At 45.0% G+C, this 17,606-nt stretch carries 16 protein-coding genes; 10 read left to right on the top strand and 6 right to left on the bottom strand.

The window, feature by feature from the left end:
- Positions 1-124: 124 nt before the first annotated feature.
- Positions 125-706: a YSC84-related protein gene (locus KXJ80_RS21935; protein WP_047534188.1), complete on the top strand. Its 582-nt coding sequence runs from the start codon at positions 125-127 to the stop codon at positions 704-706.
- A 72-nt stretch (positions 707-778) separates the two neighbouring features.
- On the opposite strand, the gene KXJ80_RS21940 is transcribed toward KXJ80_RS21935, so the two are convergent.
- The 4 genes from KXJ80_RS21940 to KXJ80_RS21955 all read right to left on the bottom strand — a co-directional run bounded on the left by KXJ80_RS21940 (position 779) and on the right by KXJ80_RS21955 (position 4,424).
- Positions 779-1,336 carry a hypothetical protein gene (locus KXJ80_RS21940; protein WP_239000520.1) on the bottom strand — a complete coding sequence of 186 codons (558 nt, stop codon included), beginning with the start codon at positions 1,334-1,336 and terminating at the stop codon, positions 779-781.
- A gap of 129 nt (positions 1,337-1,465) precedes the next feature.
- Positions 1,466-2,503: an acyltransferase family protein gene (locus KXJ80_RS21945; RefSeq protein ID WP_047534185.1), complete on the bottom strand. Its 1,038-nt coding sequence runs from the start codon at positions 2,501-2,503 to the stop codon at positions 1,466-1,468.
- Position 2,504: 1 nt separating this feature from the next.
- The gene (locus KXJ80_RS21950; protein WP_218737607.1) at positions 2,505-3,902 is read right to left on the bottom strand and encodes a hypothetical protein; all 1,398 of its coding nucleotides are present in this window, start codon (positions 3,900-3,902) and stop codon (positions 2,505-2,507) included.
- Positions 3,903-4,073: 171 nt separating this feature from the next.
- A complete protein-coding gene (locus KXJ80_RS21955) occupies positions 4,074-4,424 on the bottom strand; it encodes a YkvA family protein (RefSeq protein ID WP_037413772.1) in 351 nt (116 codons plus the stop codon).
- Between the two features lie 456 nt (positions 4,425-4,880).
- Between KXJ80_RS21955 and KXJ80_RS21960 the strand changes: the two genes are divergently transcribed.
- The 7 genes from KXJ80_RS21960 to KXJ80_RS21990 all read left to right on the top strand — a co-directional run bounded on the left by KXJ80_RS21960 (position 4,881) and on the right by KXJ80_RS21990 (position 13,169).
- Positions 4,881-5,843, top strand: coding sequence for a LysR substrate-binding domain-containing protein (locus KXJ80_RS21960; RefSeq protein ID WP_144375660.1), 963 nt, complete (start codon positions 4,881-4,883; stop codon positions 5,841-5,843).
- A gap of 210 nt (positions 5,844-6,053) precedes the next feature.
- Positions 6,054-7,490, top strand: coding sequence for a disulfide bond formation protein B (locus tag KXJ80_RS21965; RefSeq protein ID WP_218737608.1), 1,437 nt, complete (start codon positions 6,054-6,056; stop codon positions 7,488-7,490).
- Between the two features lie 111 nt (positions 7,491-7,601).
- Positions 7,602-9,803 (top strand): molybdopterin-dependent oxidoreductase, encoded by a 2,202-nt coding sequence (locus KXJ80_RS21970; protein WP_099458472.1) that lies wholly within the window; start codon positions 7,602-7,604, stop codon positions 9,801-9,803.
- Positions 9,804-9,814: 11 nt separating this feature from the next.
- On the top strand, positions 9,815-10,363 hold the full coding sequence (locus KXJ80_RS21975) for a 4Fe-4S dicluster domain-containing protein (protein WP_037413781.1): 549 nt from the start codon (positions 9,815-9,817) through the stop codon (positions 10,361-10,363).
- Complete coding sequence (locus KXJ80_RS21980; protein ID WP_037413782.1) at positions 10,360-10,992, top strand: TorD/DmsD family molecular chaperone; 633 nt, start codon at positions 10,360-10,362, stop codon at positions 10,990-10,992. Before KXJ80_RS21975 ends, KXJ80_RS21980 begins: the two co-directional genes overlap by 4 nt.
- Before the next feature lie 9 nt (positions 10,993-11,001).
- Complete coding sequence (locus KXJ80_RS21985; RefSeq protein WP_218737609.1) at positions 11,002-11,967, top strand: formate dehydrogenase subunit gamma; 966 nt, start codon at positions 11,002-11,004, stop codon at positions 11,965-11,967.
- Between the two features lie 155 nt (positions 11,968-12,122).
- Positions 12,123-13,169 (top strand): porin, encoded by a 1,047-nt coding sequence (locus tag KXJ80_RS21990; RefSeq protein WP_218737610.1) that lies wholly within the window; start codon positions 12,123-12,125, stop codon positions 13,167-13,169.
- A gap of 46 nt (positions 13,170-13,215) precedes the next feature.
- Here the strand turns inward: KXJ80_RS21990 and KXJ80_RS21995 are convergent, their stop codons facing one another.
- Both KXJ80_RS21995 and KXJ80_RS22000 read right to left on the bottom strand, forming a co-directional pair.
- Positions 13,216-13,974: a helix-turn-helix transcriptional regulator gene (locus KXJ80_RS21995; RefSeq protein ID WP_218737611.1), complete on the bottom strand. Its 759-nt coding sequence runs from the start codon at positions 13,972-13,974 to the stop codon at positions 13,216-13,218.
- Positions 13,975-13,991: 17 nt separating this feature from the next.
- Positions 13,992-14,540, bottom strand: a complete 549-nt coding sequence (locus tag KXJ80_RS22000) for a YbhB/YbcL family Raf kinase inhibitor-like protein (protein WP_047534161.1) — start codon at positions 14,538-14,540, stop codon at positions 13,992-13,994.
- A gap of 505 nt (positions 14,541-15,045) precedes the next feature.
- On the opposite strand from KXJ80_RS22000, the gene speFL reads away from it, so the two are divergent.
- Both speFL and speF read left to right on the top strand, forming a co-directional pair.
- Positions 15,046-15,129: a leader peptide SpeFL gene (speFL, locus tag KXJ80_RS22500; RefSeq protein WP_224022194.1), complete on the top strand. Its 84-nt coding sequence runs from the start codon at positions 15,046-15,048 to the stop codon at positions 15,127-15,129.
- Between the two features lie 310 nt (positions 15,130-15,439).
- Positions 15,440-17,602 (top strand): ornithine decarboxylase SpeF, encoded by a 2,163-nt coding sequence (gene speF, locus KXJ80_RS22005; RefSeq protein WP_218737612.1) that lies wholly within the window; start codon positions 15,440-15,442, stop codon positions 17,600-17,602.
- Positions 17,603-17,606: the final 4 nt, after the last annotated feature.

The raw sequence follows: 17,606 nt of genomic DNA on the forward strand, positions 1-17,606 counted from the left end.
CAATCAAAACTGGCAACATGTCTTATTGAAAAACTGAATCCGAGCTGACATTAACGCAGCTTTAGGCTGTCATTTGTGACAACAAAGGGTAGTCTGATGGAACCAAGACTTAAGGAGGAACGCCATGAAATCAATTTTATCTTTTGTTGTCGCATCGACCTGCTTGATTGCCAGCTTACTGACACCAGTTGCGCAAGCAGATGATAGTTACACTGAGGCTTTAAAAAATTTTCACCAAGCCAAGGAAACCCGCAAATTTTTTGATACCGCCTATGGCTACGCCCTCTTTCCAACAGTTGGCAAAGGTGGGATTGGTATTGGCGCCGCCTACGGCAAAGGTCGGGTTTTTCAAGCGGGGCAATATATGGGAGACTCCAGCCTCACCCAGCTATCTATTGGATTTCAATTAGGTGGACAAGCCTATAGTGAGATCATCTTCTTTAAAGATGCCAAATCCTACAATGAGTTCACCAGTGGCAGTTTTGAGTTTGATGCCCAAGCCTCCGCCGTTGCCATTAATATGGGTGCTAACGCCAAAGCGGGCACCACAGGCAACTCGGCAGGTGCTGGTCAAGCCGGTGGTAATCAATCGGCTACCGCAGCCTATATCAATGGCATGGCAGTCTTTACCGTTGCCAAGGGTGGATTAATGTTTGAAGCCGCACTGGCGGGACAATCTTTTACCTTCGAGCCTAGGGGTAACTAAGATTACAAGACCGCTTTAAGAAAACCTCTGAACTCGAAAAGCTCAGAGGTTTTGTTTTAATTACGCTTTAACCTACTCATGTCCCCAAGGAACTGGCGGTAAAGGCTGCGGTTGGGTTAGATCAAAATCCACTTGAAAATGACGAGCTTCCCGAGTGAGTAAATAACTGAAGGTGTTTGGCGTAACTTCTATATGCCACACATTGGTGACAGACTGGGTTAGGCCATTTTGCATAAAGTTATCAATCGATGCCTGATCGATGGGAAATGATTGCTTTTGACTGGTTCCCATACTGGCGGTATCACCACCATACATAGTGACTTTATCTTCAGTCCCATCTTGATGGCGGTGATCGTGCTTTAGCCTTAACCCCTGATCCGTTTTAGTGATCACCCAAGTACGGGAGTGGTCGTCTCCCACATGGAATGGGATTTTCAGCTCAGTATCGCTGCACTCTCGCACATGCATCACTAATGACTTATCACGAAAAGCCGCATCGGCGCTGTCCTTTGAGACGACTTTACCCGCAAACGCTTTACCGCAATGGGCGGCTAATTGATTGAAGAAAGCCTCTTGTTCTACGGCAAGTACAGGTTTGGGAGTCGCATTGGCAAATACTGGCGTTGCCATCCATAGGCCGACAATTCCAAGACGTGCTAAGGTGATAGTTTGCATTATGTTTTCCATGGGAAATTCAATGCAAAACACGCTAACACAGGGGAATAAATTTAAACTTAATTCCCCTGTGCTTGTGAAGGATTACCAACCGATGTAAAGACGAGAACGGTTACCTAAACGTTTTTTGATAAAGCGCGCCGTGATAATACTGCCCACCATCAGGAAGAGAAAAATCGCGGCCGAGAACAGAATACTCGTGATAGCAGACCCTGGCGGGAAACGGAAACGGAATATCGTTGCAGTGGTATTAAACAACATATCGAACAGCGGATGGATAAAGAAAATCGCAAAACTCATTTCGGCGATTTCGATAAGCCAAGGTAAGCGACTACGTTTTGACAACCAATCACAGAAGTTAAGCACCAACACACACAGGCTCAGTTTTTGGATAAACTGCCAGTCGATGCCGTTATATTCAAACGGTGCTTTATGATAGTTACCCACATGCTGCACTATATAACTCTGTTCAACCAAGCTCACGACAAGGAAAATCCCTGCTAGCGCACTTAAAATAGAACCATAGCGCGACACAAGATGTTCATCTTGTGAATATAAAATACCAATCAAATAGAAAGGCATAAAATAAACGACTGAATGAATAAAGTTAACGTTGCCTATGGGTCTGTGGAGCAAAATTGCCACCACACAACTCAGTACAAATAGCGTCCAACGCATTTGCTGTGAGCAGCGAATAAACCATAAAAATACTGGCGACAATAAAAACACTGCCATGATAAAAGGGATATACCAATGCGGGTACAAGATGTAACCATTTCGTACGGTATAAAAAATACTGAGCAACAACTGTTCAAGTGGCTGATGCTCCATAAAAATCCAGCGCAAACTCAAGCAGAATAAGCCAACAGCAGAAACCACTAAGAAAGGATAAAGCACATTTTGTACTTTATTCTTCATGAACTTACCGTAATCGAAGTCCTTATAAAAAATCCGATGGAAAAAATAACCAGAGATAAACACGAACAGCGCCGTGCCACCTCTGAGTAAATTTTCCAGCAATAACGGAAACCCTTCCTCAGAGTTGTAAATACTATGCCCAAGCACGATAAAAATAATCGCAATGCCACGCATGTAGGTAAATTCGAGCTGATTTTTTCTCATATTAATTCATCGCACAGTAGAGGGTTCTTCCCTCAACAACACTTGCAGAAACCCTTATTGTTCCGTGGATTTCCGGCTCATTAAACACCAGATACTGACCTTCGCGTTGGAAGGTAAACCCCAAAGGTAACAGAGTTGCGGCTTCAATGCCCTCACAATAATTTTGCAAAGGCACATCCAACAAGGGGCTACCACTGACATTTAAGTTACTAAATTGCACACTCATCCCTAAATAAGCCTGAGTCATTTCCTCTTGATAAGGCACAACATAAAACCCGGAACGAACTTCCCCCACATCCATAAAACTACTGCTATCGCTTACGCTCGGCATGACCAATAGTGGCACCTTGGGGTCCTGCACATCTCGCAATAGCTGAGCCAATTTTTGATCAGTCGACGGATAGTAAGCCAGCATATCTTGCAGACGTTTCTTCTGTGCACTATTTTGCCCAACCGGTGGAGTAATCGGCTTAATGCAACCCAGTAGTAAATCCACAGGCAACATGCCCGACATCACTGACTCTTTCCACACATAGGCATCTTGGGTGCTATCTAACAGTATTCCCGCAAGTGCGCCGATATTCTCAGCTTCGGCCGTCCAACCGCCAAGCATTTGCTGCTGTTGATAATAATCCTGCACATATTGCAGCAGTATCTGTTGATAACCGAGATAGGTTTGGTTTTGGCTCAGGAAGCGCGCGCCCGCAATCAACTCAACGTATTTTGCACTGCCTTCGACTAAATCACTCACATAACTGACTTTATCTTCGTTAGGCGCCGTTTGACGCCATGCCTGCAACCAGTAAGCAGCATGGCCTAAGTACAATGCTTGTTGCTCGGGCTGTTTTAAGGCTGACATGAGCGAGTTGAATAACTGAAGACGGTAATAGCGCGCATCAAAATTAAGCGGGTAGACCTCCCCTTCATAGCGGCGAGCGTCCTCTAATACACGCCACTCGGATTGAGCGTAAAAATGAAACGCCTCATGCACACTATTGCCAGCCCAAATCACGAAAGGCAAATCGGCAGTTTTTGTCGTACTATCAAATTGAATCGTGGGAGACTCGAGCTGGATCAACACACCAGCCAACCCTTGATACTGAGGAAAACCAAAATTAACTGATAGACCAGAGTGAAGGTTAACTGACTCTAACACACTGTTGTCTTTAATAATCTCACCACCGGGCTGACGTAACCAAACACTGCCCGCATAGCTGAAGAGGTGGACTTTATCGTCGAGACGAAATCCCGGCCACAGAGTTTCACTCTGACGACTAGTTTGAGCCATAAAATCGAGGTACAGACGAGCGAGTTGTTCTGGCGAGGCCTTATCGGCGAACACGGGAGTGGCGGCAGAGACTCCTATCAACCACAGGATCACCACCATAATATTTTTCATTTATTTGCCTAAACACACACAATGGGTTCACAAAACAGCGCTAGCATATAGCGCAATTGCGTAATAGTGAAACGTTTAACAGAAAATTTTTTTACCCTCAAAAAACTAAGCCAACTCATCTTCATTAACCACTAATAAAATCATATTTTTAAGGTTTAATGCTCAGAGATATCAGGATTTAGGCGTTGTCGGCTCATCGCCAAACCACAACGCTAACTTAGCCGCAGCCAGTGATTTAACCTCATCATCAATATAAAGCGTTACCATAGTCAACGCCGCCGCTAACGCCCCTAAATCATCAGTAAAACCGACTAACGGCGTTAAATCGGGAATCGCATCTAAAGGCGAGATAAAATACGCCAAGGCCCCAAAAATTACCGACTTGGCCCACGTAGGTGTATTAGGCTTTTGCGCAGCATAGTAAAGCCACAAAGCACGCTCAACCACCTCACGCCCAGCCTGGCGACCAAACATTTTGATTTTGTTCCAAAAACCAGTTTCAGTGAATTGCTCTTCTGCCATAAATACCTCCTGTTAAGTGAGCCCTAAATGCGATACGAATACTGCAACTCATAGCGACTTTTCTAAATTAGCAAACCTCTAGCATTAAGGATAAGTAACCACACTTTTGCTTAAGAATAAAGCAAGCATTCGTTCTGAAATCACGCTTTTATATCGATGGTTATTTAGCCTAACCCATCCTCCTACGACACACCAATAGACAACACAAGTACGAATGTCACAATTTTTTATCTCGACATATCTTTCAACTTTATTCCTGAACTCATTCACACATTCACTAATAAAACCCAGAAAAATTAAATTTCACCATCAGAAATAAGGTTATTTCAATCACTTAAAAACAGGATGAAACTCATAAATAACAGAATTAACCAGAACATAATGCCATATTAATCTTGGCAACAAGCCTACAAAGAGCTCATAGTGATATGAAAATAAAGCCAAGAACTTACCAAAATGAAAATAGATAATCTTAATTACCTTCAGCTTAGAGTATTACTTTCCGTTTATAAAAATGGTCAAGCCAATATAGCCGCCACAGAACTTGGTCTATCAAACTGTAACGTCACGCGTACATTAAATGCACTACGCGATATATTCATGGACTCACTATTCATTCGTAAATCACATGGATTAATTCCAACTAAAAAGTTAGAAGAGCTCATTCCGCACGCCAAGTATCTTGTTGAACAATATCAACTACTCGAACGTCAACATTCTGTTTTCACTCCAAGTGAATCTGGTGGCCATTTTGTAATACGCGCCTATGACGAGTTTGTTTATGCTGTTCATAAAGTGATCTCAAACTATATTCAACCTGAAGCACCCAATATTAGATTCGATGTCCGTAGCTTAAGTCACGATTGCAACAATGAGTTAATAACAGGTGATATTGATTTTGTTGTTGTGTACGAAGGCTTCGATGATAGTCGACTCAATAATGAAATCTTCTCCGAAACTGGAGATATCTACATCTTAGCCAATCATAACCACCCCATTCTTGAGGGTGAAATGTCATTGGAACAACTATCAAACTATCCACTGTTAGAGATTGATAACTATAACGATCTCAGTTGTCCGCTATTGGTTAATCTTTGTCGTGACAATGGATTACAAATGGATGTGGCGGGTTATACCGACAGTGTAGCAACCGCCATGCAACTACTCGCTCAATCTAACAGCATCACGTTAAGTTGTAATCAATTTACTCGTCAATTTGTCGACATGATTCCCTCGGTTAATTATCGAAGATTAACAGATGAAATGATTAACGATATTAAAGAAATCCGCAGTGAACAAAGAGCAGTTGGAAATTACATTCTCTATGGAAATATAAATAACTCACCAGCATTCAACTGGGTTAAATCAAAACTCGTTTATGGATTAGAGAGAGAATGGCGATTAGCCTCAGCTAATTAAGAGATAAGTCACACGTCAATAAAGAGGTAGTTAATGGAGTTCACACTTTTTTGCATCACGGCATTTGCCGCTTATCTGGTGTTAAAAAAACCAGAAAAAGAGTCGCTCGCAGACAAATTATTATTTGGTTGCATTGGGTTAAGTTTCTTCATTTGGATAATGATGTCTTGGGGCATTTTACTTCCTATCGGCAATTACTAAAGGGCTACCATGAAAGAGCATTTATTTAACAAGCTAGCTTCATTTGCTTCTATTATTATCATGGCATTACCCGTTGGTATTGCTTGTTTTATTTTCGGATTTATTTATTTAGATAACCCTTGTGCTTTCTGCTGGCAAGAACGTACAGCCATGATCTTAGTGGCGCTAACAGCCCTCTATATCGTTCGCTTTGGCCTAAAACCTAAATATATCGCCGCGTTAGTTTGGCTTGGAATATATGGTGCCTTTATGGCCTCAGTTCATACCTCGATCAATTTAGGCAGTGATATTGGCCAAGGTTTTTCACTGAAAATCATGGGCGCTCATACCTACACTTGGGCGTTATTCGTGTTTGTCGTCGTGCTTATTGTGGTGGCATTACTCATGCTCACACTTGGCAATAAGTTCCCGAATAACGGCTACGGCAAGCAACCACTCGATACGCTTCCTAAGGTTGCCTGTGGGATATTCCTAGTCGTGATCAGTGGCAATATTGTCCAAGCCTTTACGCAAACGGGCCCCCTTCCCTTCGTAGGTCAAGATAGCCCTGGCCGAGTCTCTTTTAATCCTCAATACATGAGTTGGGAACTCGACCACTGGCCAACTTATGCACCTAATGCTCGCGGTGCTTACGCCATTGATAATCCAGATATTGAGACTTGGCAACCAACAGAACCGCTATTTGCTAAGGCTCCTAGAGCGAAATTAGTCGCTGAACAAGTACTCCCATTGGAGATAAGTGGACGTGTGACTGCCATTGACTATCAAGCTGACGCAGAGATTTATGCCCTAACGACAACAAATAATTGGGTCTATATCCTTGATAAGAAAATGCAAATTCTCAGTAAAGCGCAGATTGACGGCATGTATATGCTGCATATTGAAACGCTTCATGGGGTTGCCTTTACTTCCGCCAACAGCTTGCTGGTGATGGGCTTCAATAAAGCTTGGGCGGAATTAACGCTCGATCCAACACAAAACTGGGAAATGAACTATCGCCGCTTCAACCAAAGTAGCGATGGCATAGGTGAAACCGCTCGCGGCCAGTTCAGCACGGTACGCGCTAAAACCAGCTACAGCTTGGCATTGGGTTACAGCAGCACACTCGCACAATTTGTCACGGTTACGACCCGCGATGCACTCAACGAACACTTAGTGTTATCACGCTTTGACCGCACAGATATGACGCTCTCTGCCGAATCAAATTTACAAGGACTCCCTGCACTACCTCAAGTAACAGGCATCAGCGTTCAAGGCGAGCAAGCTTGGATCCTCAACAATGACGGCAGCGAGGTACTTAAGCTCAATCTGCTTACTGGCGAAGTAACACCTATGGCCAAACTGGCTGGCACGAACAATCCGCAAGGACTGTTAGTACAGGATGGCAAACTGTTGACCATCAGCCTGATCAATGGGCAAAACCAACTGCAAATCTATGTGATGTAAGTAATTTCGCCCTGGGATTCTCTCGGGGCATGCCGGTTCCCCGGCGATATAAAAGGCACAAAGCCAATAATCAAAACGAACCTAAGGTTCAAATCATGGTGGGTGATGACGATGAAAATCGATAGACGCACGTTTTTACAAGGAGCTGCAGCAAGCGCTGTGCTGTCCTCCCTGTCAGGCTTAACCCCCGGCATAGCACATGCCAAGCAACAAGGCGCCAATACAGGTCTATTGGCAAAACGAAATGGAGATGTTGTTTATCATAGTTGTTTACGCAACTGTGCAGCCCGATGTTTACTTAAGTTTAGAGTGCAAGATGGTCGCATGACCTATGTATCCGGGGCAGAAGAACAAGCTAAAACAGGTTTAGCGCCCTGCTTGAAAGGTCAAAGCTACGTCCAGTATACCTATGCCGCCGACCGGATCTTACATCCAATGGAGCGTGTTGGTAACAAAGGCGAAGGTAAATGGCGCCGTATTAGTTGGGATGAAGCCTACAGTAAAATATCTAGTCGTTTCAAACAGATCATTGCAGAGCACGGTTCAGAGGCCATTCTTCCCTATAGCTATTCTGGTAATTATGGCGCCATTGGTATGTCCGCTTCCGGTGAGCGTTTCTGGAACCGTATCGGCTCCTCTATTCTTGAACGTAAAGTCTGTACCTATGCCGCCTATGATGGGCTCGAATCCTTGTATGGCACCTTCCTCGGCCCAGATCCTGAGGATATCTTACTCAGCGATGTGTACCTCACCTGGGGACATGATGAAGTTGTTTCTAACACTATTGCTATCAAACTCATTAACCAAGCCCGTGACCGCGGCACCAAGCTGTTAGCCGTCAATCCACAGCGAACCCCTTTATGTTCACAGGCAGATATTTACCTACAACCTCGCCCTAGCACAGATGTGCAACTCTGCGCGGGCATAATGAAATATCTTGTAGAGAAAGATCTTGTCGATCATAAGTTTATCGCAGAGCAAACCATTGGCTACGACGCCCTATTGCAACGCTTGAACGAGATCAGTTACGACGAAATAGAGAAGATCACAGGGGTTCCTCGGGCAAAAATGTTTGAATTTGCCAAGGTGCTAGGCGAAAACGAAAAAACCATGTTGCGTATGGGCTATGGTTTCCAACGTAACTTTAACGGTGCCCGCATGTCCCGCGCTGTGGCTATGTTGCTCGCCGTTACAGGGAACTTTGGTAAGCGTGGTAACGGGTTAATCTACGATAACGTTCATGCAGGTGGCGGACTGAATCAGTATCAAGCGAGCGGTAAATATATGCGCTCCAATCCTGATGCGCAGCGGATTAATATGACGGAGCTTGCCAAGGCGCTTCATCCAACACATCCCACCAGCCATGACAAACCGAGTAAACCGATTCACGGCATGATTATCTATAACGGTAACCCTGTCGTTGTGGCACCGGATACCAATGCCGTTATCGAAGGGATGAAACGGGAAGATCTGTTTGTGGTCGGCCATGACATGGTCATGACGGACTCACTGCAATACTGCGATATTATCCTGCCTGCGGCCAGCCAATTTGAAACCGATGATATCGTCGGTGACTACCATGGCTACTATGTGCAGGTCTGCCAGAAAGTGATTGAACCTTTGGGAGAATCCAAGTGTAACTGGACCTTCTTCCGTGAATTAGGCCAAGCCATGGGATTTGAAGACCCCGCCTTCAAAGCCAGTAATGATGACATCATTCGCGAGCTGTTAACGACCGATTCGCCTTACTATAAAGGCGTCAGTTACGAGCGGTTGATGAAGGAAAAATACATCAAGTTAGACATTCCCCAGCCTGTACTCGCCGATGGTAAATACGATACGCCAAGTGGCAAGATTGAATTTAGTTCTCAGCTCATGGCCGATGCAGGTTTTCACCCTGTACTCGATTGGGGTTTACCCGAAGATGAGATGGAAGCCAAAGAAAAAGCACTTCCCTTCCGCCTACTCTCATCAGGTGTTCCACAGCGGGTCAATAGCTCCTTCTACAATGTAAAATACATTCGTGCCATTCCCGCCTACTACGTAAAAATCAATCCTGAAGATGCAAAAACCTACGGCATCAAAAACAACGACAGAGTTCAACTCAGTAATCACCGCGGTGAGGCCAAGTTTGTCGCCATGATAACCACTGGCGTACCTCAAGGGACCTTGATGAGCCCTAAATGTAATTGGCTCAGACTCAATCCTAACGGCACTGAGGGTTGCACTAACTCATTGACGACAGACAGATTGACCGACATGGGTGGTTGCTCTGCCTACCATTCAACCCGCGTGTCTTTGGCTAAAGCCTGATGGAGAACCCCATGGAAAATAAACATCAACTCGGATTCGTCTTCAGACAAGAAAACTGTGTAGGCTGCCAAGCCTGCACCATTGCCTGCCAAATCCACAATGAACTCCCAGAAGACGTACGCTTTCGTAAAGTCGACAGATACGAAGTGCCGCGCGATGACGGTGCAATAGACGTATGGCTAAGCCACTCCTGTATGCACTGTGGTAATCCAGCCTGCTTAATTGCTTGCCCTGCCCAAGCATATACAGTACGCAGTGACGGGCTCGTCGTACTCAACCGCGACAAGTGCACAGGTTGTGGCCTGTGTGTCAGTGCCTGCCCTTACGATGCCGTCGTCATGCTTAAAACTGATGGTAAAGCCGCTAAATGCAATATGTGCATTGAACTGATCGACCAAGGTCTTAAGCCAGCGTGCGTCGATGGCTGCCCCGTAAAATGTCTCGATACCGACCGTATCAATCAGCTACTCGCTCAAAAACCTTCAGTCTCTAAGCAAGGGATTGGTTACGGTAACTGCGTCACCAAACCTAACATGGTCATTGTTAAGGAGCGGCTATGACATCAACGGATTTTGGTCCAGTAGCGGCAGGTTATCAGGCGTTCAAGGGAATGTTGTTCACCCCTTCGTCTCCCGAGACCCTGCAACTGCTGATCACTTGGTTAGAGCATAACCAGCAATATCCCATGCTATTGCAGGAGGCTCGTAAATGGTTGACTGAGCCGATAGAGCTCGAATGTGACTATAACCGCATGTGTATAGGACCGACACGCTTGTTAGTGCCCCCCTATGAGTCTGTGTATCGCGATGGGGGAAGGCAACTCAACACCGACAACACCAGCACTGTGGCCAAGTTTTACCAAAAACTAGGCCTAGTAATAGATAACAAACTCAATGAACCTGCTGATTATATTGGCAATGAAATGGAGTTTCTCTTCTGTGCCGAAGCCCTACGCCATCACCATAGCAATACCAACCCCACAGTAGCCAATGAGTTGAACCAGATGGCACAGTGTTTTTTACAACAACATCTCGGTACTTGGTTTGAATATTTCACAGACGGAATGTCACGCCATGCTCAGCTCAAGTTTTGGGACTGCTATGCCAAGGCGCTAGCCGACTTTTTGGCGAACAGATTAAATATTGCAGGGGCCCATGCCCCATCTGAAAAGCCTCGACTCGATGCTTAAGGATATAATATGAAAAGATTAATCACTGTTATCACTAGTCTTACTGCTGGCATTTACAGCTTACCGCTACTGGCGAGCGAAACGTTAATGCCCCAACCTCAACAATGGCAACCCATACAGGAAATCGCCGTTCAAGGGGATATTCCTGAACTTCGTGGAATGCCACTACAGCCTGAGTTTCCTGCGCCCTTGGCCCAAGTCAATCAAGGCTATCTCGAAACGCTCGCTCCTGCGACTTGGTGGGCCGATCTACTGACCTACAGTTTCTTTGGGATGTTTTTCGTCTTAGCCCTGTTTGTTTTAATCAATGGCAAGGCAAAACTGACTCAAGGTTTCTCTGGCCATAAAGTCAACCGTTGGAGTGGAATGGATATATTGTTCCACTGGATAGGCGCAATCGCTTGTCTTCTGCTGATCGGCACCGGACTGGCGATGATCGCAGGCCGTTTTTGGTTAGAGCCGAATATGGGAGCAGAACGTTGGATCGGTTTTATCGGTAGCTCTGTAGCCATTCATAACCTTATGGCCTTTCCCTTTATATTAGGTTGGTTAGTAATGGTGGTGAAATGGGCCAACAAACAACTCCCTGAAGCCTGCGACTTAGGTTGGTTTAAGGCGCTCGGCGGCTACCTCAACTTCGGCTCGTTCAAAGGTCAGCACCCTGATGCAGGCTTTGCTAACGCAGGCGAAAAACTCTGGTTCTGGTGTTTTGCCCTGTTTGGCGCTCTGATGATTGGCTCCGGTGTGGTCTTGATGTTCCCAAGCTTGGTCGCAACCAAAGATGGCGCCAATCTCGCCTTAATCCTGCATCTCGTGAGCGCTTTCGTGCTAGGGGCATTTACCGTCGTACATATCTATATGGCAACAGTGATTTCTGAAGGCGGTATGGAATGCATGCTCACAGGGAAATGCGATGAGAACTGGGCTAAGCAACACCACAATCTCTGGTTCCAGAAGTTACCTAAAAGCAAGTAAAAGCTGACGACTCGGGGTCACTGCAACTCCAAGTGAGTCAATAACGCCAGTATCCCCCCATTCGGGGGGAATCACCCACACCCATGTCCGCGATCTTTAAGGTCAGGGCTAGTTGCATCTTAAAAAACCGTTACACCCTAAAATAAGGGGAAATTATGAATAAAACCTCACTACTGCTACTCGGTCTCACGCTGCCTTTTGCCACTATGGCCGCAGAAAATCGTGATTGGGAACAACTCGATCGCCGCCTACAACACTTAGAACAGCAACAAACAACTCAACTGCAAAATACCGAACTTAGCCTCTACGGCTCACTGAGACCGACGCTGGTCTACAGCGATAGTCGTTTGAGCGACGATTGGGATGTTGGAGATGCGCTCTCACGTATAGGGATTAAAGGTAAAACTGAATTCGCTCCCGGCTGGGCATTACTGGCACAGGGGGAATGGAAAATAAACCTGAACGGTGATGGTAGCTTTGGTGATGCACGCTTAGCTTTTGCGGGCGTAAGCTCTCCTTGGGGACAATTCACTCTCGGCCGTCAACGCCCCGTACAATATAGCCTAGTCGCCGAATATACTGACATCTTCAATAATGCCAACTCGCCTTTCGCCTACAATCAGGAGAGTCCTTTCTTTACGGATAATCTCGCGCTCTATCAAACAAAAATCGGCTATTTTACCCTTATGGGTTCCGCGCAATTTAAGAGCGAAGAGGCCAACAGTGGTGCCGATATGCTGAACGCAGGGCTTGGCTTCGATTGGCAGCAGTTGCACCTAGGCCTAAGTTACCTAGAGCAGGATACTTTCGAGTCCAATCTTAATACTGGCAAAGAAAATACTACTGGCTTTGCAATGGCTTATAGCTTTACCAATGGTGTCTATCTTGCCATTGCCTATCAATATAAGGACTACCAACTCAATCAAGGCGAAGACAGAGAGGGCTATAGCCTCGATAGTGCACTCGCCCTGCCACTCGGCCAGGACTATAAGCTTAAGCTGGGTTACTTTCGATTCGACGATGGGATAAACGACTCAAGCAGTCTTAACTATCAAGGCGTTAATACCACAATAGAGTGGAATCCCAGCGCCAATGTGCGCCTACATGCAGAATACTTATATCAAGACAATGACAACCGAGATACAGATAACAGTATCGCTATCGGGGTTCGCTACGACTTCGATTTAAACTGGAAAGGTTAACCAAAACCCAGCCAAGGATGGCACTCCACTCAACTGCGCAGATTGCTCATAAGGTACGGCGATATGCGGCGGGTGTTAGGCCGAAAGTTTGTTTGAAGCGTGCCGAAAATTTTTCTGCTGACAAGTACCCGCAAGACAATGCGACTTGTAAAACTGAATCGCTAGAGCTTTGCAATAGTGCTAAACCCTGGCACAAGCGCACTTCGGCGAGCAACTGCCTAAAGCTAGTGTCTTCCTGCGCCAGTTTACGTCTTAAACTGGCACTGCTCATATGCAACTTGTCGGCGATTTCCTCTTGCTGCCATGGGGCAGAAGGATGTTGACTCAGTATTGCCAATACGGCTTGAGTGACACTCGATTGCTTATGCCCATAAAGCCAATTCACACTACTTTGCTGCGGCAAACTTAACAATAATGCGGCTAAATAATGCATCTGCACCGATGTGGGCAGCGCCAAGGTCAGGCTATGCAGTAACGCATTCCAGGCAAAATCGACCGAGCGTGAGATCGTTTGTGTAGGCTTTGGCATCATCCTATCGGTTGCCGCCAGCGTAACGCCTGAGGGCAACTCATAGGGCAAGACGAGTTGCACCGCTCGGTAACGTCCGCTCATTGGCCGATTGACGAAACTGATATGGCTTCCAGCGGGTAACAATAATAGCTGTTCCGCATTCACGGCGAGGGTATCATCTTGCCAAAGCAACGACTTTTCCCCTTGGATCACGCGAATAATCGAGGGCTGATGCACAGGCACCCGTGAGAGAGACTGCGCCTGTTTCGAGTCGTATTCAAACATGCGGATCATACATCAGCCCTGTAATATCAGCGGTGATACACTGCGGTCAGCTTAGCGTGCCCTAAAGCTTGTGCATTGAGCATAAAGCCTAACAGCGCGGGTGAGGCATCCTTAGGTAACTCTAATGGCGACGGTAGCGCCCACACTGTAAATTCATATCGGTGCATGCCATGCCCCTGCGGTGGACAGGCGCCACCAAAGTCGGTGGTGCCAAAATCGTTCTTTAGCGCAATCGCCCCTTTAGGTAATGCATTGGCTTTAGAACCCGCACCTTGCGCTAATTGCTGTTGATCGCCACCAATATTATAAACTGCCCAATGCCACCAGCCGCTGCCCGTCGGTGCATCGGGATCATACGCCGTCACCGCATAGGCTTTCGTGCCTTCAGGGGCATCGCGCCAAGCAAGTTGGGGCGAAATATTTGCGCCTGTACAGCCAAACCCATTAAAAACAAATTGATTAGATAATTGCTGACCTTCACTAATATCTTTGCTCGATAAGGTCATGGCCTGCACCGACCCTAATACTGCGGTAAATAATCCAATTCCGACTATCCACTTATGTAAATGCTTCATCACAATCTCCAATTGATACGTAACACCGCTAATTTACGTCAGTCTTAAGTGGCAAACCTGCCTCAAAACGCCAATTTTCTTCCCTAAATGCTCAAAATTGAGAAAAAGTGTCGACTTTTTGTCATATTTAAGCACTCAAGTGATTTTGTAAAGACTTAATCTGCATTTTTATGCAGGGATGGCGTACTCTATAAATTACCAAGCAAATTAATACTGTAGTTTGCGCGTAATTAGATATTTATTATTTATAAATTTATGCATTTTTAATTTTAAAAATAAACTGACAATATTTACTTTCGTTATTTAGATAATGATACTTAAGGATGATTGACTGTAATTACACAGATAAAACTTATTGCAATAAATAATTACAGTTAATTAAAAATAAGACACCGATCATATTTTTATTGGCAACACCTAGATAAACTCCATGCCGTAATAAAACGAATTAATAATTTTCTCGAATTTCATAATGGAGTTGTATATGAAGAGGAAATCTAAAATCATGGCACATATCCGACGTACTAGACATATCATGATGCCTAGCCAACGTGATTACTTCGACCATTCATTTATCTTCCTTCGCTAATCTTCGCGTAGGTAGTAGACCAATTAACAGGTCTAAAGTGGTATTGCCCTCGTAAGCGCATACACTTATCGTACTGTTTTTTTCAGGTTTATTATCTCGCACCTAAATCAAAGCATTCTTTTGCTCGTGCAGTAACGCTGCGGCTAAGTCATTCATTTTGAATAAATCTATCTATTTATTCTTGGACGACTTATAGCTTCATCATATCTGCACACGTAATAGCCATATCTAATTTAATACCATTAATATTTTTAATTAGGTATAGGCCAAGTTGTATCCAAAACTTTTTAAAGTAAAAGGGAAATTAACGATGAAATCATTAAAAGTTGCCGCCAGCTTATCTGTTAGATCATGTTTTGAAATAGACAGAGAAGTTGTCAATGTATTAACCACAGATTTTTGCGATGTGGGCGCGGCTGTAGTTTCTGTTGATGATGTTAAAAATGGTATTGTTGAAAAAATTAAAAATACCGGATTAAAACTGCCAATTTTCGTATCCGTTTGCTGTGAAGAAACCTTCCCAGATGATATTTGCTCCTCGATTACCGGGGTATTTGAACTCTGCGGTAACAATACCGATTTCTATGGAAAACAGGTCGAAACCGCCGTCCAAAAATATGAGCAAGCCCTACTACCACCTTTCTTTGGCACACTGAAAAAATACGTGGAAATGGGTAACTCTACCTTTGCTTGCCCAGGACATCAGGGTGGTCAATTTTTCCGTAAACATCCTGTGGGTCGTCAATTTTTCGATTTCTTTGGCGAAACCATTTTCCGCTCAGATATGTGTAATGCCGACGTTAAACTCGGCGATCTGTTAATCCACGAAGGTGCGCCGCTGGATGCACAAAAATACGCGGCGAAGGTATTTAACGCCGATAAAACCTACTTTGTGCTTAACGGCACTTCTTCTTCAAACAAAGTGGCGACCAACGCACTGCTGGCGAAGGGTGACTTGGTATTATTCGACCGTAACAACCATAAATCCAACCACCATGGCGCGTTAATTCAAGCGGGCGCAACACCGATTTATTTGGAAACCGCCCGTAACCCCTTCGGTTTTATTGGCGGTATCGACGCCCACTGTTTCCAAGAGTCTTATTTAAGGGAGCAGATCCGCGCCGTTGCGCCTGAGCGTGCCGATGAACAACGTCCATTCCGTTTAGCCATTATCCAGCTGGGCACCTACGATGGCACTATCTACAACGCTCGCCAAGTGGTTGATCGTATAGGTCATCTATGTGATTACATCCTGTTTGACTCGGCTTGGGTTGGCTATGAACAGTTTATTCCTATGATGAACGACTGCTCGCCACTGCTGCTGGAACTGACACCTGACGATCCCGGTATTATCGTGACTCAGTCAGTGCACAAACAGCAGGCTGGGTTCTCACAAACCTCGCAAATTCACAAAAAAGATAAACATATCAAAGGCCAAGCCAGATACTGCAACCATAAACGCTTCAACAACGCCTTTATGATGCACGCTTCTACCAGCCCCTTCTATCCGCTGTTTGCCGCATTGGATGTGAACGCTAAGATGCACGAAGGCGCCAGCGGCCGTTATCTGTGGCGTGAAGCGGTCAAAGCCGGTATTGAAGCGCGTAAGTTACTGCTTAAAAAATGTAAATATATCAAGCCATTTATCCCAAGTATGATCGAGGGGCGCCCATGGCAGGATTATCAAACTGAACAAATGGCCGATGATTTACGTTTCTTCGAGTTTGAACCCGGACAAAAATGGCACTCCTTCGAGGGCTATGAAAAAGGCCAATATTTCGTTGATCCTTGTAAATTCCTATTAACTACGCCAGGTATTGATGCCGAAACCGGTAAATATACTGAGTTTGGTATTCCCGCGACGATTTTGGCTAACTTCTTACGTGAAAATAATATTATTCCCGAGAAATGCGACTTAAATTCGATTTTATTCTTGATGACACCTGCGGAAGATATGGCAAAAATGCAGCACTTAGTGTCGCAAATATCTCGCTTCGAGAAATTAGTCGATGAAGATGCGCCATTATCGGAAGTATTGCCAAACGTCTATAACGCCAATAAAGCTCGTTATAAAGACTATACCATTCGTCAACTCTGCCAAGAAATGCACAACCTTTATGTAAGCCATGACGTAAAACAATTGCAAAAAGAAATGTTCCGTCATGCTCACTTCCCAACAAAAGTAATGGACCCACAGGAAGCTAACCTCGAGTTTATTCGCGGCAATGTTGAATTAGTGCCACTGTCACAAATCGAAGGGCGAATTGCCGCAGAAGGCGCCCTGCCATATCCACCAGGGGTGTTATGTATGGTGCCAGGTGAAATATGGGGTGGCGCAGTACAACGTTATTTCCTAGCCCTTGAAGAAGGCATCAATTTATTACCCGGATTCTCTCCAGAATTACAAGGTGTTTATCTCGAAAGCACCCCAGACGGAAAAATCCAAGCCTTAGGTTATGTATTAAATAAATAATTGA

Origin of the sequence: Shewanella xiamenensis, assembly GCF_024971755.1 — a bacterium.
Taxonomy (GTDB): Bacteria; Pseudomonadota; Gammaproteobacteria; order Enterobacterales; family Shewanellaceae; genus Shewanella; species Shewanella xiamenensis.